Raw genomic sequence first — 22,962 nt, forward strand, 5'->3', positions numbered from 1 at the left:
CCCCACTCTCTCCTCCCTTCCCGCGCCCCCTCTCTTCTTCCCGCGCCGATCTTGCACTTTCGGTCGCCCTTACGCGGCAGATGCCCCTTATGTGGCGACGAAAAATGCAAGATCGCGCAGCGGGGGTGGGGGCGCGGGAGAGGGGGAGAGAAGGGGGTTAGTCGCGGGGGGAGCCGGCGGAGCGGTAGTGGGTTTTGTCGTCGGTGGCGAGGCTGAAGGTTTCGTTGCGGTGGGGTAGGGGGACCACGACCAGGCCGGGGCGGTCGACCAGGCGGGTCGTGTTCGGCGGCACCGACAGGGTGGTGTCCTTGGTGGAGCGCCAGCTCAGCACAACCAGCGGCTGGTTCGGCACCGGGAGTTCGTAGACCTGCAACGCGTTCGTCCGGTCGGCGGGGGAGAACACCACCGGGCCGTCGTCAGCTGGCCGGTAGACGACGGCGCTCATCGTGCCGTCGGCGGTCTCCCAGGTCAGCTGCTCCAGTTCGGCCGGCTCGCCACCGTCGAGCGTCACCTCGCCGAGGGTACGGATGGCCAGTTTCGCCTTCGGCCAGGACGCCGGCACCAACTGCGGGGCGTTCCGATCCGCGACGCGCCGCGAGACGCTGCCGAACGGGCCGTCCTCACCAGCCAGCTGGCAGGTGTCCAGACCCGCCAGCGCCCGCTTGCCAGAGCCGCTCTCGTCGCGAACCAGCGGGTATCGGGGGTCCGTGGTGCCGGTGCCGAGGTCGATCAGCCGGTCGGCGGCCCGGCCCCGGGGCAGCGACTCGGTGGACCGCAGCGCGGCCGTCACCGTCACCGCCCGGCACGCCGGCACGTCGACCGGATCGGTGAGGCCGTCGGTGCCCGACAGCGTACGGCCGTCCGGGCCGAGTAGCCGCCGGACCCGCTCGGAGGTGAGGTAGCGCCGCCCGTTGGCGGTCTGCACCGGCAGTACGTCGGAGTAGACCAGATAGCCCGGATCGGTGTATTCGGTGGCGTGGCTGACCGTGTACCGATCGCCGTCGGCGGTGAGCTGAAGCAGCCAGGAGGCGGCCTGACCGGGCACCGAGGCGGCGACGAGGGCCAGGGGGACGCCGTCGACCTCACCGGAGAAGAGGATCCCGGACGAGGGCATGTGGACCCGGTCGTCCACAGGTGAGCGCCAGTCGCGTACCGCCTCGGTCACCGCGGCCGTCACCGTCGCGTCCTCGATCAGCGAACCCCGCGGGGGCCAGACGGTCAACGAACCGTCCATGCTGTCGTACCCGATCCGCAGGTCCTGCGGCTGGCGCTCGGCGACGGGCCCGCACGCGGTGGCGGCAGCCAGCAGAACCGACAGGCCGGTGGCCGTCACGCCGCGCCAGCGGAAAGCCACCTGTCATGCCCCCGATCGCCTCGATCGTCTTGTATCGGAGGGCAATAGTACGAGACGTTTCGGCGGTCCTTCGCGTCGCCTCACGCTGCGTTGCGCCCGTCGCACGCCGACCACAGCGGACGCCGGGTTGATTGGGAGCATTATCCCTACTCGGGTAGACTCCGCCGACTGTGATGCCTGCTGAGACCCGCGCCGCAGCACCGCCGGAATCCGACGTCGTCGTGGGCTCGCCGTCCGAACCGGTCACCGTCAGTGAAAGCGTGCGGCACTCCGAGCGTACGCTCCATTCCGCTCCCACCGCCGGCGCTGCCGTCACGGGTGCTCCCACCGTGGCTGCTCCCGTCACGGACGCTCCTGCGGTTGGTGCTCCTGCGGTTGGTGCTCCCGCTGCGGATGCTCCTGCGGGCGGCGCTTTTGCGGGCGGCGGCTCCGCGACCGCAGCGGCATCCGGGCCGACCGTCGACCTGGGCCAGAGGGCGGCGGCCAGCGGGGTGAGCGGGCTGGCGGCACGATGGCGCAGCTTCCGGTGGACGCGCCGCCGGGTGGACCTGGCCGTCTTCGGCGGGTTCCTGCTCGTCGCGGTCTGGGTGACCAGCCAGATCTGGGTGGACCCGGCCGGCCGGGTGGCCTCGCTGTACAGCAGCGACCCGGCCCAGGTGCAGTTCTTCCTCGCCCACTCGGTGCGGGTGGTGCTGTACGGCGAGTTCCCGTTCTTCACCGAGCAGTTCAACTACCCGGACGGGGTCAACCTGATGGCCAATACGGCCATCCTGGCGCTGGGCATCCCGATGGTGCCGGTGACCCTGCTGTTCGGCCCTGCCGTCACCTTCGTGGTGCTGGTGACGCTCGGCCTCGCCGGCACGGCGTCGGCCTGGTATTACGTGTTGTCCCGACACGTGGTGAGCAACCGGCTCGCCGCCGTGGTGGGCGGCTGGCTCTGCGGGTTCTCGCCGGCGATGCTGTCGCACGCCAGCTGGCATCCGAACATCATCAGCCAGTTCCTGCTGCCGTTCATCGTCTGGCGGGTGATGGTGATCACCCGGTCCACCCGGCCGTACCGGGACGGTGCGCTGCTGGCCCTGCTGGTCACCGCGCAGGCGTTCATCAACGAGGAGATCCTGCTCTTCACCGCGATGGGCTGCGGCATCTTCCTGATCGCGGTGGTCGTCCAGCGTCCCGGACTCTGGTCGGCGGCCTGGCGTCCGCTGGCCAAGGCGCTGGCCACCTGCGCGGTGATCGCCGGTTCGCTGTTGGCGTACCCGCTGTACATCCAGTTCGCCGGGCCGATGGCCTACCACGGACTCAGCGACGCCGTACGCGACTACGGCAACGACATCGCCGCGTACCTCGCCCCGGGCTCGCCGACCATCGGCGGCAACCAGCGGGCGAACGTCGACCTCGCCCCGAACTACTCTGAGGAGAATGCCTTCTTCGGCTGGAGCCTGGCGCTGATCGCGGTCGGGATCGTGCTCTGGCTCCGCCGGGAGATGCTGGTCCGGGCACTCGCGGTGACCGCAGCCTTCTACACCGTTCTCTCCCTCGGCGAGCGCATCACCTGGTGGGACCGGGAGTTGATGGTCGGCCCCTGGGAGTGGCTGGTCCGGTTGCCGCTGCTCGACGCGGTGGTGCCGACCCGGTTCGGCATGATCACCAGCGTGGTGGTGGCGATCCTGCTGGCGCTGGCCATCGAACGCAGCCAAACGTTGGACCTGGACCGGCGCGTCGTGCGTACGCTGACCGCCGCCGGCCTGGTGCTCGCCCTGCTGCCGATCGCGCCCATGCCGCTGCCGATGACCTCCCGGCCGCCGGTGCCTGAGTTCATCACCTCGGACCGCTGGCGTGCCTACGTCGGGCCGGATCAGACGCTGGTGCCGATTCCGGTGCCGAGCATGGGCAACACCCACGGCATGCGCTGGGCCGCCGCCACCAACCTCGACTTCAAGATGCCCGGCGGCTACTTCCTCGCTCCGCGTAACGGCAACACCGGTGACCCGGGCCGCTTCGGTGGCCGACCGAGCGGCATCGGGAAGCTGCTGGAGGAGGTCGCGTCGACCGGCCGGACGCCGGAACTGGACGACCGCCAGCGGCGCCGCTCCCTCGACGAACTGCGGTACTGGAAGGCGGCTGTCCTGGTGCTGCCGGTCCGGCAGGCGCACTCCGAGCCGCTGCGGCAGACCGTCGAGCAACTGGTCGGTCCAGCTCGGCTGGAGTTGGACGTCTGGGTGTGGGACGTACGGCCGCTGACCGACCCGAGGAGCTGAGGCCGGCCGGTGGGTTGGCTGCTGAGCCGTACGCCCCCTATGAGCCGGGCGTAAGGTTCGCCCGCGGTTTCGCTGCAGTCTCGCTGGCCGCGTGTTCGGCGAGGAACGCTCTCGCTGAGCGCGCGTTCCGCCGTCGTTCATCTCCACGCCGCCGTCCACCCCCGACGCTCCCCACCAGCTTCGCCACTCGCGGCGCTTGTTAGGTGTTAAAAGGGGGCCCTTCCTCTACCGGAGGCGTTAAAAAGGGGCCCTTCCTTACACCCCATGCCTACACGCGGTCGCGTACGTTCCAGAGCCAGACGTCAGCCGTTCGCTGCGGCTCGCCGAGCAGGGCGGTCATCAGGTCACGCAGGACCGCTTCCTTCGGGTGGGCACCGAGCACCACCACCGAGGCCCGCCAGAAGCGTAGGTCCTCCTCCGCCTGCCGGCGGTTCTCGTCGGTCAGCTCAGGCAGCTCGCCAGCGTCCATCGTGCGGTAGATGAGGGTGCTGGTGGGCCGGTTCGGCGCACCGAAAACGCCGTCACCGTCCTGGTTGGGGCCGATGAAGTAGCCGGCTGGGATCGGGAACTCGTGCTGGGTGAGCGCGCTCCAGCGCAGCGTGGACAGGCCGTGCACGTTGCTGGGGATGGGCACCGGCACCAAAGTACGGCCCTTAGGCACGTAGGGCCGCCAGGCGCCAGAGGTGATGAAGGCCGGCGGCGGGTCCACCGGTTCGGCCGGCAGCGGGGTGGGGATGAGGGGCAGCACGGCGAGCGAGATCGCCGCGTACCCGATCCCGCGCTGCCAGCGTGGGCGGTGCCCGGCGGCGGCCACCGGCTCCCCGGCGCGCGGAGCCGGGATCGGCGAACGTCGGTTGCCGAGCGTGTCCCAGGCCAGCGCGAGCAGGACGCCGAGCGCGGCGGCGGTCACCAGGGTCAGCCGGGTCGGCATCATCATCTCGACCAGCGGCAGATCCGCCGGGATGTACGACCACGGGCCGGCGATCCCGGTCAGCTCCCCGTTGAGCCGGATCTCCGGGCCGAGCGAGGCGACCGAGAAGACCACCACCAGCACGGCGAGGATCCGGGCGATCAGCGAGCGGCGGACCAGCAGCGCCAGGGCCACCACGGTGAGCAGCGCCAGCGGCCAGCCGAACCAGGTGTTCTGCTCGGTCAGCCCGATGGTCGCCTCCACCGCCTCGTCGCCGGCGATGGTGTCGCGGGGAAAGGTGACGAAGGCGGCGAGGTCCTCGCCCCAGCTGTGGAACACCCCGCCCTGAAGGCCGCGGTAGGACTGCGGGCCGTTGAACTGGTACCAGATCGGGTAGGCGGTCAGCAGCAGGGCCAGCCCGCCACCTACGCCGAGTCCCGCGCCGAACGCGCCGGCGCGCTGCCACGCCGCACGCGGTCGCATGATCGCGTACGCGATCACGATGACCAGGCAGGCCAGCGCCGTGAGCAGCAGCATCTCCTCGTTGATGAAGATCTGGTACGCCACCAGCAGGCCCAGCATCAGCCCGTTGCGCCGCCACCGGCCCGGTTCGGTCAGCCGGAACACCCGCACCACGATCAGCGGGAGCAGGAAGTTGGAGACGAAGTTCGGCTGGCCGTTGGCGTGGTGCACGATGCCGGGGGCGAAGCCGAGGAACGCGCCACCGACGAAGGCGGCGGCCCGGGAGCGGACCAGGTGTCGGGAGAGCATCCAGTACGAGGTCCCGGCGGTGGCCGCCAGCGCCCCGCCCAGGTAGAGCGCGTACACCACCTGGGGGCCGAGCAGCCAGGTGAGCGGGGCCAGCGGCAGGGTCACCCCGAGCAGCGAGGTGTTGGCCATCATGTTCACCCCGTCGGGGGCGTTCTGCCGCGTGCTGAACAGCGGGTTCTCCAGGTGCAGCATCGAGTACGCGCCGTGCGAGAACAGCCACTCGAACCAACTGTGGTCGGTGGGCAGGTGCGACGACACGCGGTTGTTCACGTCCACCCAGTAGTGGAGGCAGACGAGGACACCGAGCAGCACGTAGGCTCCGATGGCCAGCACGTCGCTGCGCGCCGGCCAACGCCGGGGGCGTCGTGTCGGCGCTTCCGCTTCGACGGTGTCGGAGACGGGATTCAGCGAGGGGTCTACCACCGGCACAGCCACGACGGGTCATCGTACAGGCGGGTGTCGGAACATCCGATTCCGTCGGGTGCGCGTCGAATGCGCGGTGGGAGGGACGAGCGTGACCGTGATCGACCTCGGTGAGCTGGCCGAGCCGACCGATCCGCCACCGCCGCGCCGCCGACGCCCGGCCGGCAACCGGGGGCTGCCGGCCGCGCTGGTGGCACTGGCCACGCTGCTGACCCTGGCCGGTGCCGCGCCGCCGCCCGCCCGGGTGCACGCGGCCGTGCCCGCCGGCCTGGGTTCCGACGTGTTCCTCGCGGAGGGCCAGATCTTCGCCGTCACGCCGCTGCCCGGGGTGACCGACGGCCGCCAGGAACTGACCGGCTACCGCTGGCCGGAACGGGCCACCGTCCGGCCGCAGCGGCTCACCCCGCTGTGGCGGGTGCCGGTGCCGACCGGCAGACAGATCGTTGCGGTGCAGCCGGTCTCCGCCGACGCCGTGCTGGTCGCCACGCTCGATCGGTTCACCACCACCGGGTCGGCAGACACCCACACCCTGCTTCTCGACCCCCACACCGGGCAGGAACTCTGGCGGGCGCCCGGTATCGCGACGATTGACGGGTCGGGACGTGCCCTGGTGCGTACGTGGCCGGTGGATGAGCCGCTCGTGCTGCGGGCGGTCGAACTGGCCAGCGATCGCGAGCTGTGGTCGAGATCGATGCCGGCGGCCTGGGTGGACTACCACGAGCGCGACGGAATGGTCGACGCGATCGTGGTGTCCACGGTGGTTGGCGACATCGAGGTGCTGGACCCGGAGAGTGGGAAGGCCCGGCACCGCTTGCCCGCCCCCGACGACCTGGTCGGCTATCAGCAGGCGTCGATCGTCGGTGACCTGCTGCTGGTGGTCCGCAACTCGCGGACCGTCACCGCGTACGACCTGGACGGACTCACTCGACGTTGGCAGTCCGTCGTGCCGCTGGCCGACTACGTCACTCATTGCGGCGCACTGCTCTGCGCCCGGGGCAACCGGGGCGGTGGGCAGTTGCTCGACCCGGAGACCGGCGTCGTGCGGTGGAGCAGCCCCGAGGACGTCGACGTCATGCTGGCCGGCGACGCCCGCCTCCTGGGGGTCGACAGAGGTACCGGCGATGCCGGGAAGGTCGTCGCCATCGACCCGGAGACGGGGCAGGCGTCGACCGACTACGGCACCTGGCACCTGGTCTCCCACGACGGGTACGACCGGCACCTGTTCGGGGTACAGCAGCGGCCGGACGTGGGTCTGCTGCTGGCCCGACTCGACCCGGCGCAGGCGCGCCCGCGGATCAGCGACGTGCTGTTCGGCGCCACCGGCAACTGTCAGCATCGGTACGGGCTGATCGCCTGCCGGCGCCAGGACGGTGACATCGGGGTGTGGCGGCTGCCCGACTGACCGCGTGGACACAGGTACCGGGCGACGGTGGTACGACGGCGGGGAGGACGAATGGCCTCATCGACTGCTGATCACCGGCTCCGACTCGGGGATCGGACAGGCCACCGCGAGGTGCGCTGCCGGCGCGGTACGGGCGGCTTGGCCGGCGGCGCTAGGTTGGCGGTGGTCGCGGGCGGAAGGAACTGGACATGCGAGTACTTGTGGTCGAGGACGAGCGCAACCTCGCCGACGCGATCGCGCGCGGCCTGCGTAAGCGCGGGATGGCGGTGGACATCGCCTACGACGGAGACAGCGGTCACGAGATGGCCTTCGTCACCCGTTACGACGTGGTGGTGCTCGACCGTGACCTGCCGGGGATGCACGGCGACCAGATCTGCGCGGAGCTGGCCACCTCCGGCGCGTTGACCCGGGTGCTGATGCTCACCGCCAGCGGTACGGTCGCCGACCGGGTGGAGGGCTTGCAGCTCGGTGCCGACGACTATCTGCCCAAGCCGTTCGCCTTCGACGAGTTGGTCGCCCGGGTGCAGGCGCTGGGCCGGCGGGCCACCCCGGCGGCCCCGCCGGTGCTGGAGCTGGCCGACCTGGTCGTGGACCCGGCACGGCGCACCGCCACCCGGGGCGGGGCGCCGGTCGAGCTGACCAACAAGGAGTTCGGCGTGCTCTGCGAGCTGCTCAAGGCGCGCGGTGCCGTGGTGTCCAGCGAGGAGCTGCTGGAGCGGGTCTGGGACGCCAACACCGATCCGTTCACCACCATCGTCCGGGTCACCGTGATGACCCTGCGCCGCAAGCTCGGCGACCCACCGTTGATAGAGACCGTGGTGGGGGCCGGCTACCGGACCGCCGAGGTATCGGCGTGACTGACGTGTTGCGCCGCCTACGCCTGCGGCCCCGGCCCAGCCTGCGGCCCACCCTGCGGCTGCGGCTGACCCTGCTCAACGGCGTTCTGCTGGTCGGCGCAGGCGTGATCCTGGTGCTGCTGGCCTGGCTGCTGGTCCGCGACGCGCTGCGGCCCACCGACGAACTGCTGCCGGGCACGACGGTGCTGCTGGCCGACGGGACGTCGTTGGACGTAGCCGTCTGGCAGCAGCGGATGGTCGCTTCGGCCTCCGGGGAACTGCTCGCCAAGGGGCTGGCCGTGCTGTTGGCGATCGGGGCGGTCGGCGTGGTCGGCGCGTACGCGGTCGCCGGCCGGGCGCTGCGGCCCCTGCACCAGGTCACCGCGACCGCGCGTCGGCTCGGCGAGACCACGCTGGACCAGCGCATCTGCTACACGGGTGCGGATGACGAGGTGGCCGAGTTGGCGGACACCTTCGACGCGATGCTGGACCGGATAGCCGCCGCGTTCGAAACGCAGAAGCGGTTCGTCGCCAACGCCTCGCACGAACTGCGTACGCCGCTGGCGGTGATGCGTACCGAAATCGATGTGACGCTCAGCGACGACGAGGCGGATGCGGCCGAGTACCGCCGGATGGCAACCGTGGTCCGGGACGCATCCGAGCGAGCCAACGGGCTCGTCGACGCGTTGCTGGTGCTGGCGCGCAGCGAGGCGCAGAAGGGGCGCCGGCTCGGCCGGCGTACCGAATGTGACCTGGCGGTCGGGACCGCCAACGCCTTGTCGGCGGTTCGTCGCGAGGTGGAGCGGATCAAGCTGGATGTGCGGACCTCGCTGGAACCGGCACCGGTGGTCGGCGATCCCGGACTGCTGGACCGGCTGGCCGGCAACCTGATCGAGAACGCGATCCGCTACAACCACCTGCACGGCCGGCTCTGGGTGCGCACCGGATCGGACGGGCACCGCTCCTGGCTGGTGGTGGGCAACACCGGTTTCGAGGTGGATCCGGCGGATGTGCCGGGGCTGTTCGAGCCGTTCCGGCGGGGTGGCCGGGAACGGACCGGGGCGCGCGGGTCGGGGCTCGGCCTGTCCATCGTCCGGGCGGTGTGCGACGCGCACGGCGGTACGGTGACCGCCGTGGCGCAGCCCGGCGGCGGACTGGAGGTGACGGTGACCCTGCCGGCGGCGGACGCTGCGCCAACGGAGCAGGTTTCGATCGGCGGATAGGCCCGAGCCAGAAAGGTGACCATGCGGATCACGAGTGTGAACGCCTGGGGTGGCATGCTCTTCGACGAACTCGTCGAGTGGCTGCCCGGCACCGGGGCGCACGTCCTCTGCCTCCAGGAGGTGACGCGCACCGCCGACCTGACCGGGTGGACCCGTTTCTCCGACGGTGAACGCAAGCTGCCGCAGCGCGCGAACCTGTTCGACGAGGTCCGCGCCGCGCTGCCGCGCCATCAGGGGATCTTCCTCGCCAGCGACTCCGGTCCCGTGTACGACGACACGGGTGGCCGCCATCGGCAGGACTTCGGCCTGGCGGCTTTCGTCGCCGAGCAACTGCCGGTCGTCGGGGTCGACTCCACCTTTGTGCACGGCGAGTTCGTAGACCATGACGAGTGGACGATCCCGGTCCGGCCGCGCGTCGCGCTCGCCGTGCGCACCGTGGACCGCGTCGCCGGCCGGTCGGTGTGGGTGGTGCAGGTGCACGGGTTGCGCGACCCTGCCGGCAAGGCCGACACCCCGGCCCGGCGGGACCAGGCCGAGCGGCTCGCGCACCTCGTGCGCCGGATCCGCGGCCCCCGGGATTTGGTGGTGGTCTGCGGGGACTTCAACCTGCTGCCCGACAGTGAGACCTTCGACGTGCTGGCCGAGGTGGGGCTGACCGACCTGGTCGGCGCGGCCGACACCCGGACGTCCCGCTACCCCAAGCCGGTACGGCACGCGAGCTACCTGCTCGTCTCCGACGTCGCCGCCGTGCAGCGCTTCGAGATCATGACCGCGCCGGAGGTCTCCGACCACCGGGCCCTGATCCTCGACATCTGAGCGGGACCGGCGGTCCGGTCCCGCTCAGAGGGGCTGTCGGGCCGTCACCGGCAGTTCGCCGACGCGGCCGGTCGGTGTCGGGTGCGCTTCGCGGATCGTCCGGCTCAGTCCCGCTTTTCGATCTGGCTGCGGATGGTGACGAACTCGGCCTCGGCCTCGGCGCGGGACGAGAAGTACATCATTACGAGGCCGACGCTGCCGCGGTCCGCCCAGGCGCAGATGCCCATCGGCGCACCCTCCGCCCGGCCGTCACCGCAACTGGCGTCGCCGCCGAGCGGACCCGGCTCGACTGCCGCCATGTTGGTGACGGACAGTTCGCCACTGATCTGCTGGATCGCCTCGTCCAGTTCCTTCTTCGGATCGACCATCATGCCGGAGACCGCGACGAACAGGACGAGGTCCTGCGCATTGAGGTCGCCGTAGAAGCCTCCGACCGCGCCCGTCTCGTTCTCCACGGTGGTCTTGAGCTCCCGGACCATTTCGTCGGAGGCGCTCTGCAACTGCGGATCGGTGACCTTCGGTCGGCCGGCCAGGGTGTCCGGCGCGACCACCCGGGTCCGGCTCGCGTCGATCGTCTCGCTGACCGTGTCCTTGATCGCGAACCAGATGGCCGTGCCGCCGCCGACGCAGAGCACCAGCAGCACCGCGAGAACGATCAGCACGATCTTCCCGGCGCTGGACTTCTTCTTCGGCGGCGGCGGGTAGGCGCCGCCGGGCGGTACGGCACCCGGCGGCGGGTAGGCCCCGCCGGGCGGCACGGCACCGGGCAGGGGCGGGAAGCCGCTGGGTGCGGCGCCCGGCTGCTGCGGCACGGGCCCGGTCGACGACTGCGGTGGGTACGGTCCGGGAGCGGCTGAGGGGTGCGGGGTGCCGCCCGGCGGCGGGTAGCCGGCTCCTGGCGGGTACGGCCCGACGCTCGGCGGGTTCTGGTGCTCGCCCTGGGGCTGGGACATGAAATAGCTCCTGCTGTTTGATGAAAGCGGTGATCCTAACCAGCCAAGGCACGTCGCGCTGTCCGGGTGTTGCCCCCGGGCACGCATCAGTGCGAAGATCCGGTGTCAGCCCGATCCAGGAGGGGGGTGCGTCGATGTTCACTGTGATGCTGTCCGCGCCCCGCCTCGCCGGCTGACCGCTCACCCACGCGGGGCGCCCTTCCAGCGGGTCCCACAGATCAGCGGACCCGGCACGCCAGTTCTGACTGCCAAGAGGGACGACGATGAGCGCACGGATCCACAACATCGGTATCGACTGTCACGACACGTATGCCCTGGCCGGCTTCTGGGCCCAGGTGTTCGAGTGCCCCCGCCAGCCGGACGACTTTCCGGGTGACCCGGAGGCCATGCTGCTGCCCCCGGGTGGGCCGGAGGTGCTCTTCCTGGCGGTGCCCGAGGGCAAGACGGCAAAGAATCGCCTGCACCTGGACCTGGAGCCCACCGACCGGACCCGCGACGAGGAGGTGCAGCGGCTGCTCGGTCTCGGTGCCCGGCACGTCGCCGACCACGTCCGGCCGGACGGCTCCGGTTGGGTGGTGCTCGCCGACCCGGAGGGCAACGAGTTCTGCGTATTGCGCAGCGCCGCCGAGAAGGCGGCGGCGGGGTGACATGACGTGCCGGGGGCTCGGTCGCGTCTGCGACCGGGCCCCCGGCGACGGATCACCTGACTGGGCTCAGCCGGCCAGGCTGGCCACTCCCCTGGGGAGGAAGCGTTGGCCGGTGATCCGCTCGCTGGTGCCGGTCCGATCCAGGTACGGCGTGACCCCGCCCAGGTGGAACGGCCAGCCGGCGCCGAGGATCATGCACAGGTCGATGTCCTGCGCCTCGGCGACGACGCCCTCGTCGAGCATCAGCCGGATCTCCTGCGCCAGCGCGTCCAGCGCGTTGGCGCGTACCTGCTCCTCGGTGAGCGGCTGGTCGCCGACCACCAGCAGCTTCGCCACCTCGGTGTTGATCTCGTCGTCGACCACGATCGGCTGGCCGCTCTCGGCGATCCGCTTGAGGTTCTCGCTGACGGCGAACCGGTCCGGGAAGGCGGCGTGCAGGGTGCCGCCCACGTGGTACGCCACGGCCGGGCCGACCAGTTGGAGCAGCGCGAGCGGACGCATCGGCAGGCCCAGCGGGTCCAACGCCCGGTCGGCGACCTCCAGCGGGGTGCCGGCGTCCACGGCGGCGAAGACCGTGCCGAGGAACCGGGTCAGCAGCCGGTTCACCACGAACGCGGGCGCGTCCTTCACCAGCACGCTCGACTTCTTCAGTTGCCTGCCAACCGCGAACGCGGTGGCCAGCGTGGCGTCGTCGGTGCGCTCGCCTCGGACGATCTCCAGCAGCGGCAGCACCGCGACCGGGTTGAAGAAGTGGAAGCCGACCACCCGTTCCGGGTGCGTCAGGCCCTCGGCCATCGCGCTGACCGACAGCGAGGAGGTGTTGGTGGCGAGCACCGCCTCCGGCTTGACGATCTTCTCCAGCTCGGCCCAGACCTGCTTCTTGACGTCCAGGTCCTCGAAGACCGCCTCGATGACGAAATCGGCGTCGGCGAAGACCGACTTGTCGACCGAGCCGGAGACCAGGCCGTACAGCTTGGCCGCCGTGCCCTTGTCCATCCGGCCTCGGCTGACCTGCTTCTCGATCTGGGCGTGCACGTACGCCACGCCCTTGTCGACCCGGGCCTGATCCAGGTCGGTCATGATCACCGGCACCTGGAGGCGGCGGGCGAAGATCAGGGCGAGCTGGCTGGCCATCAGGCCGGCGCCGACGATGCCGACCTTGGTGACCGGGCGGGCCAGTTCCTTGTCCGGCGCGCCGGCCGGCCGCTTGGCGCGGCGCTGCACCAGGTCGAAGGCGTAGAGGCCGCTGCGCAGCTCCTCGGAGAAGACCAAATCGGCGAGGGCCTCGTCCTCGGCGGCGGTGCCGGTGGCGAAGTCGGCGTCCTTCGCCGTCTCCAGCAGGTCCAGCGCCTTGTACGCGGCCGGAACCGCGCCGTGCAGCCGCTGGTCCAGGGTCTGCCGGGCGAAGTAGAGCACACCCGCCCACATGTCCTTGTCCACCTCGGGCCGGGTCACGGTGACCTCGCCGCGGACCACCCCGGCGGCCCATTCCAGCGACCGCTCCAGGAAGTCGGCCGGCTCCAGCAGCACGTCGGCGATGCCCAGCTCGGCGGCCTGCTTCGGCTTGAGCATCTTGTTCTGCATCAGCGGGTTCTGGATGATCACCTGGGTCGCCGCCGGGATGCCGATCAGGTTCGGCAGCAGCTGGGTGCCGCCCCAGCCCGGGATCAGGCCGAGGGAGACCTCGGGCAGCGCGAGCGCCGCCGCGCCGGCAGACAGCGTCCGGTAGTGGCAGTGCAGGGCCAGCTCCAGGCCGCCGCCCATCGCCGCCCCGTTGACGAAGGCGAAGGTCGGGATCTGGCTGTCCTTCAGCCGGGCGAAGACGCGGTGGCCGAGCCGGCCGATCTCCAGGGCCTGCGCGCGGTCCGCGAGCAGCGGCAGGGCGGTGATGTCCGCGCCGACGCAGAAGATGTACGGCTTGCCGGTGACCGCGATGAATGCCGGGTTCGCCGCCAGGGCGGCGGTGATCGCCTCGTCCAGGCTGGTCAGCCCGGCCGGGCCGAAGGTGTTCGGCTTGGTGTGGTCGAATCCGTTGTCCAGGGTGATCAGGGCGGCCGGGCGGTCCAGCCCCGGCACGTTCACCTGGCGCAGCAGCGCCCTGGTGATCACCTCGTTCGGTGCAGCGAGCGTGCTCACCGTGCCTCCTTCGTTCGCGACTGCGGGGCTCGCAAGCTCACTCCTCGCGCTCACTTGTCGCCACCCTCCTGAGCCGGCTGGCTGGACTCCGTCCAGTGTGGGTTCTCCCAGATGACCGTGCCGCCCATGCCGATGCCGATGCACATGGCGGTGAGGCCGTAGCGGACCTCGGGGTGCTCGGCGAACTGCCGGGCGAGCTGGGTCATCAGCCGTACGCCCGAGGAGGCGAGCGGGTGACCGATGGCGATCGCGCCGCCCCACGGGTTGACCCGCGGGTCGTCGTCGGCGATGCCGAAGTGGTCGAGGAAGGCGAGCACCTGCACGGCGAACGCCTCGTTCAGCTCGAACAGGCCGATGTCGTCGATGCTCAGCCCGGCGATGCGCAGCGCCTTCTCGGTGGACGGGATCGGGCCGATGCCCATCACCTCGGGCTCGACGCCGACGAAGCCGTACGACACCAGCCGCATGGCGATCGGCAGGCCCAGCTCGCGGGCGACCTCCTCGGCGACCAGCAGGCTGGCCGTGGCGCCGTCGTTCAGGCCGGCCGCGTTGCCCGCGGTGACCTTGCCATGTGGGCGGAACGGGGTCTTGAGGGTGGCGAGTTTCTCCATCGAGGTGTCCCGTGGTGCCTCGTCCACCGTGGCCAGGCCCCAGCCGGTCTCGGGGTCGCGGACCGCCACCGGGACCAGGTCGGCCTGGAACTTGCCGTTGGCGTACGCCTTCGCGGTCTTCTGCTGCGAGGCGAGGGCGAACGCGTCGGTGCGCTCCTTGGTGATGTGCGGGACCCGGTCGTGCAGGTTCTCGGCGGTGGCACCCATGACCAGCGCGGACGGGTCGACCAGCTTCTCGGCGATGATGCGCGGGTTGGGATCGACGCCCTCGCCCATCGGATGGCGGCCCATGTGCTCGACGCCGCCGGCGATCGCCACGTCGTACGCGCCCACGGCGATGGCGCTGGCGACGGTGGTCACCGCGGTCATCGCCCCGGCGCACATCCGGTCGATGGCGAAGCCGGGGACGGTCTTGGGCAGTCCCGCCAGCAGAGCGGCGGTGCGGCCGATGGTCAGGCCCTGGTCACCGATCTGGGTGGTGGCGGCGATGGCGACCTCTTCGACCCGCTCCGGCGGCAGCTGCGGGTTGCGGCGCAGCAACTCGCGGATGCAGCGGATCACCAGGTCGTCCGCGCGGGTGTTGGCGTACATGCCACCCGCCTTGCCGAACGGGGTGCGGACGCCGTCGACGAAGACGACATCCCGAACTTCACGGGGCACTGTGAGCCTCCTATTCGACCATAATTCGGCCTCCGCTCCGCCAAGCGGCGGTACGGACCGAATGAAGGTCGCCAGCACTGGCGTTTCCCCGATGCTACCCATCAGTAACAATCCCTGCCCGCACCTCCCCCTGTGGCCCAGCCCACACCCACCTCGTTGATCATGAAGTTATTGCCACTCCGACTCGGCGTGTCGTGACAACAACTTCATGATCAACGCGGATCAGGGGGGTGGGGGGGTGGGGGGGTGGGGTCAGGCGGGAGGGTGGGGGAGGAGGGCGTCGGGGAGGACGGGGAGGAGGAGGGCGATCTGCCACTCGCGGGCGTGGTGGGCGCGAAGGAGTTCGGCGACGCTCGTTTCGGTGATCTCCTCCGGGGGCTGCCAGGCGATGCGGCGGACCGTGTCCGGAGTGATCAGGTTCTCCGGCGGCAGGTGGTGCTCGCCAGCGATGCGCAACACCACCTCGCGGCAGCGGACCAGCCGACCCGCGGCGACCGGATCCCGCTCGGCCCACCGGTGCGGTGGAGGCGGGCCCTCCACGGTCGGCGTCACCGGCAAGGCGTCGTCCGGCAGTTGCCGGGCGTCCTCCAGCGCGGCCAACCAGGTGCGGGCCAGCCGGCGCACCGACCGGCCACCGAAGCCGGGAAGGGTGAGCAGCGTCTTCTCGTCCTTCGGGTCCAGCTCGGCCGCCGCGACGATGGCCGAATCGGGCAGCACCCGACCCGGTGCCGAGTCGCGGCGGGCGGCGATCTGGTCGCGGGCGTACCACAGCGAGCGGACCCGAGCCTGCGCCCGCGGCCCGCGTACCCGGTGGATGCCGGAGGTGCGCCGCCAGGGCTCGGCCCGCACCCGGGGCGGCTGTGCCCCGTTACGCACCAGCGCGGCGAACTCCTCCGCCGCCCACTCCGACTTGCCCTGCCGGGTCAGTTCCGCGTCGAGCGCGTCACGCAGATCGACCAGCAGCTCCACGTCCAACGCCGCGTAGGTCAGCCACGACTGCGGCAGAGGTCGGCTGGACCAGTCCGCCGCGGAATGGTGTTTCTCCAGGCTGAACCCGAGCAGTTGCTCGGTGAGCGCGGCCAGGCCCACCCGTTCGAACCCGGCGAGCCGCGCGGCCAGCTCGGTGTCGAACAGTCGGCGCGGGCGCAGCCCCAGCTCGGCCAGACAGGGTAGATCCTGGTTCGCCGCGTGCAGTACCCATTCCGCCTCGGCGATCGCGGCATCCAGGGCGTTCAGGTCGGGCAGGGGCAGCGGATCGATCAGCGCGGTGCCAGCGCCGCCGCGGCGCAACTGTACGAGGTACGCCCGCTGGCTGTAGCGGTAGCCCGAGGCGCGCTCGGCATCCAGGGCCACCGGCCCGGTGCCGGCCGCGAATCGCGCCACCATCTCGGCGAGCTGCTCGGGCAGGACGATCGGTTCAGGCGTGCCCTCACGGGGCGCGGTCAGCGGCACGGACTCGCCGCCGGTGGGTTCGGTCCCCGCGTCCGACGGCTCCGGCCGCGCCGACGGCGGGTGGTGCGTGTCGTTTCCCGTACGGCTTGCGGCGGCCCGACGGTGCAGGGGTGGTTCGTCGGTCACCTGACAACCCTAGTGCGCGAGCGGATCGTGCGGCGCGCACCCGCCCCCGTCGCGTGTCGGCCGTCAGCCGGTGATGGCGATGCGGCGTTCCGGCAGGGCGGTGACGCCCGGCGGGGGCAGGCCGGCTGTGGAGGCGAGCAGGGCGCACCAGGCGTGCAGGTGCGGGGTGAGGTCGACGCCGATCGGGGTCCACGAGGCGCGGATCTCGATGTCACTCGCCGCGGGCGGCCCGGCCAGCTCCCCGAACCGGGTCGACATGGTCTGCGTGATCGTCCCCCCGATGGCCCGGTGCCCGGCCCCCTGGGCGTCCAGGGCGTCGGTGAGCCAGGTCCAACCCACCCCGGGCAGCAGCGGATCAGCGGCGAGGTCGACCTCCAACTCGGCGGTCACGTAGGTGACCAGCCGCAGGGTGCCCTGCCAGGCCTCGTGTCCCGCCGGGTCGTGCAGCAGGATCAGCCGCCCGGTGGCCACCTCGTCACCGTCGCGCAGCACCGACGCGGAGAGCGCGAAAGCGTACGGCGCCAGCCGTTGAGGTGCGGCCACCTCCTCCAGGAGGATCTCCGGCCGGGGCGCTGCCGACCGCAGACCGGCGACCGCGCGGGCGAAGGTGTCCGGAAGCGCGATCGGGGCGGCCATGCCCGCAGCCTATGCCGCCGTCCGCGCTCCGACCCGGACGGCACGCCGACGATCCACTCGCCGATGATCGTGGTCACGTCACAAAGAGGGCGGTGGGCGTGAGGGCGGGGTGGGGCGCGTGGCACGATGGCCGCGATGACCACCGACAACACGGGCACCGCCCGAGACGACGCTCCCCGCACCGGCGGGCCCGCCGACTCGCCCTTCGTACGGGCGTGTCGACGTCGGCCCGTCCCGCACACCCCGGTCTGGTTCATGCGGCAGGCCGGCCGGTCCCTGCCGGAGTACCGCGAGATCCGGGCCAACGTGGCGATGCTGGAGTCCTGCCGCCGGCCGGACCTCGTCACCGAGATCACCCTTCAGCCGGTCCGCCGGCACGGGGTGGACGCCGCCATCCTGTTCAGCGACATCGTGGTGCCGGTCGCGGCCGCCGGAGTCGACCTGGACATCGTTCCCGGGACCGGGCCGGTGGTGGCCGAGCCGGTGCGTACCGCCGCCGACGTGCAGCGGATCCGGCCGATCGACCGCGACGACGTCGCCTACGTGGACGAGGCGGTCCGGATGCTGGTCAGGGAGCTGGGCGACACCCCGCTGATCGGCTTCGCCGGAGCCCCCTTCACGCTGGCCAGCTACCTGATCGAGGGCGGCCCGTCGCGGACCCACGCGAAGACCAAGGCGCTGATGTACGGCGAGCCCGAACTGTGGCACGCCCTGGCCGGTCGGCTGGCCGAGGTGGCCCTGGCGTTCCTGCGGGTGCAGATCGAGGCCGGGGTCTCCGCGGTGCAGCTCTTCGACTCCTGGGCCGGCGCGCTCTCCGAGGCCGACTACCGCCGGTTCGTGCTGCCCCACTCGACGGCCGTGCTGGCCGGGCTCGCCGACGCGGGTGTGCCCCGGATCCACTTCGGGGTGGGCACCGCCGAACTGCTCGGCGCGATGGGCGAGGCCGGGGCCGAGGTGATCGGCGTGGACTGGCGTACGCCGCTGGACGTCGCGACCCGCCGGATCGGGCCGGAGCACGCCGTGCAGGGCAACCTCGACCCGTGCGTACTGCTGGCCCCGTGGCCGGTGGTGGAGGCCGAGGTGCGGCGGATCCTCGACCAGGGGCGGGCCGCGCCCGCGCACGTGTTCAACCTCGGCCACGGCGTGCTGCCGGAGACCGACCCGGAGGTGCTGACCCGGGTGGTCGCCCTGGTGCACGAACTCTCTGCCCGGCCCGCCGACCAGGACTGACCGCCATGACGACGCGGTGGCGGGTGGCGGTGATCGGTGGCGGCATCGCCGGGCTGGCCGCCGCGGTCCGGCTGCGCGACCGCGCCCCCGCCGGCACCGAGATCACCGTGTACGAGCAGTCCGGCCAACTCGGCGGCAAGCTGCGCACCGGTGAGCTGGCCGGCGCTCCGGTGGAGTTCGGCGCCGAGCTGTTCCTGATGCGTGACCCGGCCGGCGGGGAGTCCGCCGCGGTGGCCCTGGTCCGCCGGCTCGGGCTGGCCGGGCGGATCGTGCACCCCACCGTCGGGCAGGCGGCCCTCGCGGTCGACGGCGGGCTGCGCCCGATCCCCGGCGGCACGCTGGTGGGCGTACCCGGGGATCTGGAGAAGGTGGCGACGGTGGCCCGGCCGGACGCGACGGCCGACCGCGACGAGGGCCAGCCGCTGCTCGGCCCCACCGACGACGTCTCCGTCGGCGCGCTGGTCCGCTCCCGGTTCGGCGACGAGGTGGTCGACCGGCTGGTCGACCCGATGCTCGGCGGGGTGTACGCCGGCCGCGCCGACGACCTCTCCCTGGCCACCACCATGCCGGCCCTGGCCCGGGCCGCCCGGGTGGAACACACGCTGCTCGGCGCGGTGCGCGCGGCGCAGGCTGCCACGCCACGCGCCCCCGGCGAGCCGGTCTTCGGCACCCTGGCCGGCGGGCTGAGCACCCTGGTCGACGCGGCCGCGACCGCCAGTGGGGCGACCATCCGCCGGAACGCGGCGGTCCGCGAACTCACCCCGGCCGGCGCCGGCTGGCGGTTGACCGTCGGCCCGACCCGCGATGCCGAGCACGTCGACGTCGACGCGGTGGTGCTGGCCGTGCCGGCCCGACCGGCGGCCCGGCTGCTCGCTGGCGTGGCCCCCGAGGCCGCGGCGGGCATCAGCGCACTGGATTACGCCAGCGTCGCGCTGGTCACCCTGGCGCTGCCCGAGCCGGCGTTGCCGGAACTCTCCGGTTTCCTGGTGCCCGCCACCGAGGGGCTGCTGATCAAGGCGTCCACCTTCTTCACCACGAAGTGGGGGCATCTGCGCCGGCCGGACGGGGTGGCCCTGGTGCGCGCCTCGGTCGGCCGGTACGGCGACGAAACCCAGCTCCAGCGCCCCGACACCGACCTCGCCGCCACCGTGCATCGGGAACTGTCCGCGGTGCTCGGCGGGCCGCTGCCCGCCCCGGTCGACGGGCACGTGCAGCGGTGGGGCGGCGCGTTGCCGCAGTACTCCCCGGGCCACCTCGACCGGGTGGCCGCCGCGCGGACGGTGCTGCGGGCGGCGCATCCGACGCTGACCGTGGCGGGCGCCGGCTACGACGGGGTCGGCATCCCGGTCTGCGTCCGCTCCGGCGAGACGGCGGCCGAGGAGATCATCACAGCACTGGAAGGATCGGGCAGATGACCGAGACGAGCAACGCGGCCCGGCTGCGGGAGCTCAACACCAGCATCCGCTACACCATGTGGTCGGTGTTCCGGGCCAACTCGCCGCTGCCGTCGCTGCGGGACAACGTCACCGGCGAGGTCGAGTCGCTGATCGAGGAACTGGCCGGCAAGGACGTCGTGGTCCGGGGCACGTACGACGTGGCCGGCCTGCGCGCCGACGCGGACCTGATGATCTGGTGGCACTCTCCGTCCAGCGACGACCTCCAGGACGCCTACCTGCGGTTCCGCCGCACCGCCCTGGGTCGGGCGTTGACCCCGGTGTGGTCGCAGATGGCGCTGCACCGGCCGGCCGAGTTCAACAAGAGCCACATCCCGGCGTTCCTGGCCGGCGAGGAGGCCCGCGCGTACCTCTGTGTCTACCCGTTCGTCCGCTCGTACGACTGGTACGTGCTGCCCGACGCCGAGCGGCGGGAGATGCTCGCCGAGCACGGCAAGATGGCTCGGGGCTACCCGGACGTACGCGCCAACACGGTCGCCTCGTTCGCGCTCGGCGACTACGAGTGGATGCTCGCCTTCGAGGCCGACGAGCTGCACCGGATCGTGGACCTGATGCGTGACCTGCGCGGCTCGCGGGCCCGGCTGCACGTGCGCGAGGAGGTCCCCTTCTACACCGGCCGTCGCCGCCCCATCGCCGACATCATCTCCAACCTGACGTAAGGAAGGGCCCCCTATTAACGCCTCCGGTAGAGGAAGGGCCCCTTTTTAACACGCCGGCTGGTCGGCGGCTCACGCTGGCTAGTCGGCTCGCGCTGTCCGGTCGGCGGCTCACGCTGGTCGGGCGGCGGCTCACGCCGGCCGCACACGCCGGCCGGTCGGGGCCGCGCCGGAGGGAGAAGGCGCGACCCCGACCGGGGTCAGGCGGTCGCCGTGCAGGTCAGCGTCGGCGTGTTGTTGGTGCCGCTGCTCGAGGCCAGGAGCCCGAACGTGGTGCTGGCTCCGGCGCCGAGGCTGCCGTTGTAGCTGACGTTGGTGGCGGTCACCGTGGAGCCGCTGGAACTGACCGTGGCGTTCCAGGCCTGGCTGACCTGTTGGCCGTTGGCGTACGTCCAGCTCACCCGCCAGCCGCGGATCGGCGCGCTGCCCGCCGTCACCTGCACCTCGGCCTGGAAGCCGCCGGACCAGGTGTTGGTGACCCGGTACGTCGCCGCGCACGCGCCCGCCGCCGGCGGCGCGGTCGTGGGCGGGGCGGTGGTCGGCGGGGTCGTGGGCGGGGGAGCGGTCGTGGGCGGGGCGGTGGTCGGCGGCGGGCTGCTCGGCGGCGTGGAGCCCCCGCCGAACTGCACGTCGCTGCAGATGTAGTACGACTGGTCGGTGTGACTGGCCTGCCAGATGGTGAAGATGACGTGCCGGCCGGTGCGACCCGGGGCGTTCACCGGCACCTCGACGGATACCCCACCGGGCTCCTGCTGCCACTGCGAAGCCGGCGTGTTGCCGATCTGGCCGACGAGCTCCAGATGCGACCAGGCCAGCGGCGTGGTCAGCGCGTCGTAGCCCTGCCGGGTGGCGTACACCCGGATGTAGTCGGCGCCGTGACTGGCCTGGTCGTAGAACTTGAGCCGGAAGTTGTTGGCGACCGAGGTGGTCCGCCAGGCGCCGGGCACGTCCATCGCCCGGTAGCGCCCGTTCTCGGTGCGCCCGCCGGAGCAGAGTTGGCCGTCCGGGATGGCGGCCTGGTGGTTGCCGGCGACGCCTTCGCGGAACAGGCCGTTCCAGTTCCACATGGCGTTCGTGTCGGTCTGCCACGCCTGCCAGCACATCGGGTCCTCGGTGGCCATCCGCGGGTTCTGGAAGTCACCACCCCAGCGCTGCCAGCAGCCGTAGTTGCGGGAGACGGGGTTGGCCACCGAGCCGTGTGCCGACGCGGGGACGGCCAGCGCGGTGCTGAGCAGCGTGGCGACGGCCGCGACAGCCAGCAGGCACAGCGCGCGCGATGATCTGAGTATCTTGGACATGGAGCCCCCAGGGGAGTCGTTGGATCGACATCGCCCAGACGCCCGGGAGTTGCCCCTCCCGCGCCGGTTTGCGTGGCCCCGATCATGCTGGCTCGATGGGAAGAATGACACAAGCAATCGGCGTACGTCAATGAGGAAAACGTTTTCCGGGAGGTGGCGTGCGATCGCAGCCGACTGTCGGCCGGGCCGACGGCTGACCGGCCGCTCAGGAATGGCGGCGCATCGGGATGTGCGGGATGCCGTCCTCGACGTACTCCGGGCCGCTGGCGGTGAAGCCGTGCCGAGCGTAGAAGCCCACCAGGTGCGACTGGGCGTCCAGGACGCACGGCCGGTCGCCGATCTCGGCCAGCGCCGCGGCCATCAACCGCCCGGCGTGCCCGCCACCCCGGGCCGCCGGTGCCACCACCACCCGCCCGATCCTGGGCACTCCGCCGGGGTCGGCCAGGATTCGCAGGTACGCCACGGGCGCGCCGTCGAGCGCCAGCCAGAGGTGGCGGGTGCCGGGCTCGACGTCCCGTCCGTCGAGTTCCGGGTACGCGCACTCCTGCTCGACCACGAAGGTGTCGACGCGTAGTCGCAGCAGGTCGTGGAAGGTGCGGGCGTCCAGGTCGGCGAAGGCGGCGACCCGTAGTTCCGGGCTCGGCATCCCGCCAGGTTAGGGCGTCCACGACCCGGCGGGCGCTCCCGGGTGGCTGCTTCCGGGGTGGCTGCTTCCGGGGTGACCGGATGTGGGTGACCGCTGCGGGTGGCCGCTCCGGGGTGGCGGTTGTGGGGTCAGCTCGGGCGGGCGCCGACGGCGTCGCGGATCTCGGCACCCTGCTCGGTCTCCACGGCCCGGGCGCAGTGCCCACAGCAGAAGAAGCGGCCGGACACCTCCACGCCGTGCCCGACGATCCTGATCTGGCAGTGCTCGCAGATCGGCGCCAACTTGTGCACGGCGCACTCGAAGCAGTCGAAGGTGTGCACGTCGCCGCTGACCGTGCGTACCTCGAAGGTCATCCAGTAGTCGTTTCCGCAGACCTCGCACGTCGCCACGGTGCCATCCCCCTCGCCGTCGGTGTTTTGCCCAGCGTGCGACCTGCCGGCACCGAAGCCGGGTGGAAACGG

The 22,962-nt window shown here is 71.8% G+C and carries 19 protein-coding genes; 9 read left to right on the forward strand and 10 right to left on the reverse strand.

Annotated elements, in window-relative coordinates; all coding sequences use genetic code 11:
* Nucleotides 1–157 precede the first annotated feature (157 nt).
* Nucleotides 158–1,333 carry a hypothetical protein gene (locus Vqi01_RS20395; protein ID WP_204036420.1) on the reverse strand — a complete coding sequence of 392 codons (1,176 nt, stop codon included), beginning with the start codon at nucleotides 1,331–1,333 and terminating at the stop codon, nucleotides 158–160.
* A gap of 485 nt (nucleotides 1,334–1,818) precedes the next feature.
* Between Vqi01_RS20395 and Vqi01_RS20400 the strand changes: the two genes are divergently transcribed.
* The gene (locus Vqi01_RS20400) at nucleotides 1,819–3,615 is read left to right on the forward strand and encodes a DUF6311 domain-containing protein (protein ID WP_372444384.1); all 1,797 of its coding nucleotides are present in this window, start codon (nucleotides 1,819–1,821) and stop codon (nucleotides 3,613–3,615) included.
* A 268-nt stretch (nucleotides 3,616–3,883) separates the two neighbouring features.
* Here the strand turns inward: Vqi01_RS20400 and Vqi01_RS20405 are convergent, their stop codons facing one another.
* Nucleotides 3,884–5,731: a hypothetical protein gene (locus tag Vqi01_RS20405; protein ID WP_204036421.1), complete on the reverse strand. Its 1,848-nt coding sequence runs from the start codon at nucleotides 5,729–5,731 to the stop codon at nucleotides 3,884–3,886.
* 79 nt (nucleotides 5,732–5,810) lie between these two features.
* Between Vqi01_RS20405 and Vqi01_RS20410 the strand changes: the two genes are divergently transcribed.
* From Vqi01_RS20410 to Vqi01_RS20425, 4 genes are all read left to right on the forward strand, one after another.
* Nucleotides 5,811–7,121: an outer membrane protein assembly factor BamB family protein gene (locus Vqi01_RS20410; RefSeq protein ID WP_204036422.1), complete on the forward strand. Its 1,311-nt coding sequence runs from the start codon at nucleotides 5,811–5,813 to the stop codon at nucleotides 7,119–7,121.
* Nucleotides 7,122–7,309: 188 nt separating this feature from the next.
* Nucleotides 7,310–7,978: a response regulator transcription factor gene (locus Vqi01_RS20415; protein ID WP_204036423.1), complete on the forward strand. Its 669-nt coding sequence runs from the start codon at nucleotides 7,310–7,312 to the stop codon at nucleotides 7,976–7,978.
* 23 nt (nucleotides 7,979–8,001) lie between these two features.
* On the forward strand, nucleotides 8,002–9,180 hold the full coding sequence (locus tag Vqi01_RS20420) for a sensor histidine kinase (protein ID WP_204036449.1): 1,179 nt from the start codon (nucleotides 8,002–8,004) through the stop codon (nucleotides 9,178–9,180).
* Nucleotides 9,181–9,201: 21 nt separating this feature from the next.
* Nucleotides 9,202–9,996 carry an endonuclease/exonuclease/phosphatase family protein gene (locus Vqi01_RS20425; protein ID WP_204036424.1) on the forward strand — a complete coding sequence of 265 codons (795 nt, stop codon included), beginning with the start codon at nucleotides 9,202–9,204 and terminating at the stop codon, nucleotides 9,994–9,996.
* A gap of 104 nt (nucleotides 9,997–10,100) precedes the next feature.
* On the opposite strand, the gene Vqi01_RS20430 is transcribed toward Vqi01_RS20425, so the two are convergent.
* Nucleotides 10,101–10,949 carry a hypothetical protein gene (locus tag Vqi01_RS20430; RefSeq protein WP_204036425.1) on the reverse strand — a complete coding sequence of 283 codons (849 nt, stop codon included), beginning with the start codon at nucleotides 10,947–10,949 and terminating at the stop codon, nucleotides 10,101–10,103.
* Between the two features lie 263 nt (nucleotides 10,950–11,212).
* Here Vqi01_RS20430 and Vqi01_RS20435 point away from each other — a divergent pair, with 263 nt between their 5' ends.
* Entirely contained in the window at nucleotides 11,213–11,596 is a 384-nt protein-coding gene (locus Vqi01_RS20435) for a VOC family protein (protein ID WP_204036426.1), read from the forward strand.
* Between the two features lie 66 nt (nucleotides 11,597–11,662).
* Here the strand turns inward: Vqi01_RS20435 and Vqi01_RS20440 are convergent, their stop codons facing one another.
* From Vqi01_RS20440 to Vqi01_RS20455, 4 genes are all read right to left on the reverse strand, one after another.
* Nucleotides 11,663–13,732, reverse strand: a complete 2,070-nt coding sequence (locus tag Vqi01_RS20440; RefSeq protein WP_204036427.1) for a 3-hydroxyacyl-CoA dehydrogenase NAD-binding domain-containing protein — start codon at nucleotides 13,730–13,732, stop codon at nucleotides 11,663–11,665.
* A 50-nt stretch (nucleotides 13,733–13,782) separates the two neighbouring features.
* On the reverse strand, nucleotides 13,783–15,003 hold the full coding sequence (locus Vqi01_RS20445; protein WP_204036428.1) for a thiolase family protein: 1,221 nt from the start codon (nucleotides 15,001–15,003) through the stop codon (nucleotides 13,783–13,785).
* Between the two features lie 252 nt (nucleotides 15,004–15,255).
* Nucleotides 15,256–16,581, reverse strand: a complete 1,326-nt coding sequence (locus tag Vqi01_RS20450) for a ribonuclease D (protein ID WP_204036429.1) — start codon at nucleotides 16,579–16,581, stop codon at nucleotides 15,256–15,258.
* Nucleotides 16,582–16,644: 63 nt separating this feature from the next.
* Nucleotides 16,645–17,217: a DUF3000 domain-containing protein gene (locus Vqi01_RS20455; RefSeq protein WP_204036430.1), complete on the reverse strand. Its 573-nt coding sequence runs from the start codon at nucleotides 17,215–17,217 to the stop codon at nucleotides 16,645–16,647.
* A 135-nt stretch (nucleotides 17,218–17,352) separates the two neighbouring features.
* Between Vqi01_RS20455 and hemE the strand changes: the two genes are divergently transcribed.
* From hemE to hemQ, 3 genes are read left to right on the forward strand one after another with little or no spacing between them, the layout of a single operon-like run.
* Entirely contained in the window at nucleotides 17,353–18,447 is a 1,095-nt protein-coding gene (gene hemE / locus Vqi01_RS20460) for a uroporphyrinogen decarboxylase (protein WP_204036431.1), read from the forward strand.
* A gap of 5 nt (nucleotides 18,448–18,452) precedes the next feature.
* On the forward strand, nucleotides 18,453–19,862 hold the full coding sequence (gene hemG / locus Vqi01_RS20465) for a protoporphyrinogen oxidase (RefSeq protein WP_204036432.1): 1,410 nt from the start codon (nucleotides 18,453–18,455) through the stop codon (nucleotides 19,860–19,862).
* A complete protein-coding gene (hemQ, locus tag Vqi01_RS20470) occupies nucleotides 19,859–20,560 on the forward strand; it encodes a hydrogen peroxide-dependent heme synthase (RefSeq protein ID WP_204036433.1) in 702 nt (233 codons plus the stop codon). Before hemG ends, hemQ begins: the two co-directional genes overlap by 4 nt.
* Nucleotides 20,561–20,757: 197 nt before the next feature.
* Here hemQ and Vqi01_RS20475 read toward each other — a convergent pair whose 3' ends face one another.
* The 3 genes from Vqi01_RS20475 to Vqi01_RS20485 form a co-directional block, all read right to left on the reverse strand.
* Entirely contained in the window at nucleotides 20,758–21,855 is a 1,098-nt protein-coding gene (locus Vqi01_RS20475; protein ID WP_204036434.1) for a lytic polysaccharide monooxygenase auxiliary activity family 9 protein, read from the reverse strand.
* A gap of 205 nt (nucleotides 21,856–22,060) precedes the next feature.
* Entirely contained in the window at nucleotides 22,061–22,501 is a 441-nt protein-coding gene (locus Vqi01_RS20480) for a GNAT family N-acetyltransferase (RefSeq protein ID WP_204036435.1), read from the reverse strand.
* Nucleotides 22,502–22,629: 128 nt separating this feature from the next.
* Nucleotides 22,630–22,890, reverse strand: a complete 261-nt coding sequence (locus Vqi01_RS20485; RefSeq protein ID WP_204036436.1) for a metallothionein — start codon at nucleotides 22,888–22,890, stop codon at nucleotides 22,630–22,632.
* Nucleotides 22,891–22,962: the final 72 nt, after the last annotated feature.

The sequence above is a fragment of the Micromonospora qiuiae genome (assembly GCF_016863555.1).
In the GTDB taxonomy this organism is placed as follows: Bacteria; Actinomycetota; Actinomycetes; order Mycobacteriales; family Micromonosporaceae; genus Micromonospora; species Micromonospora qiuiae.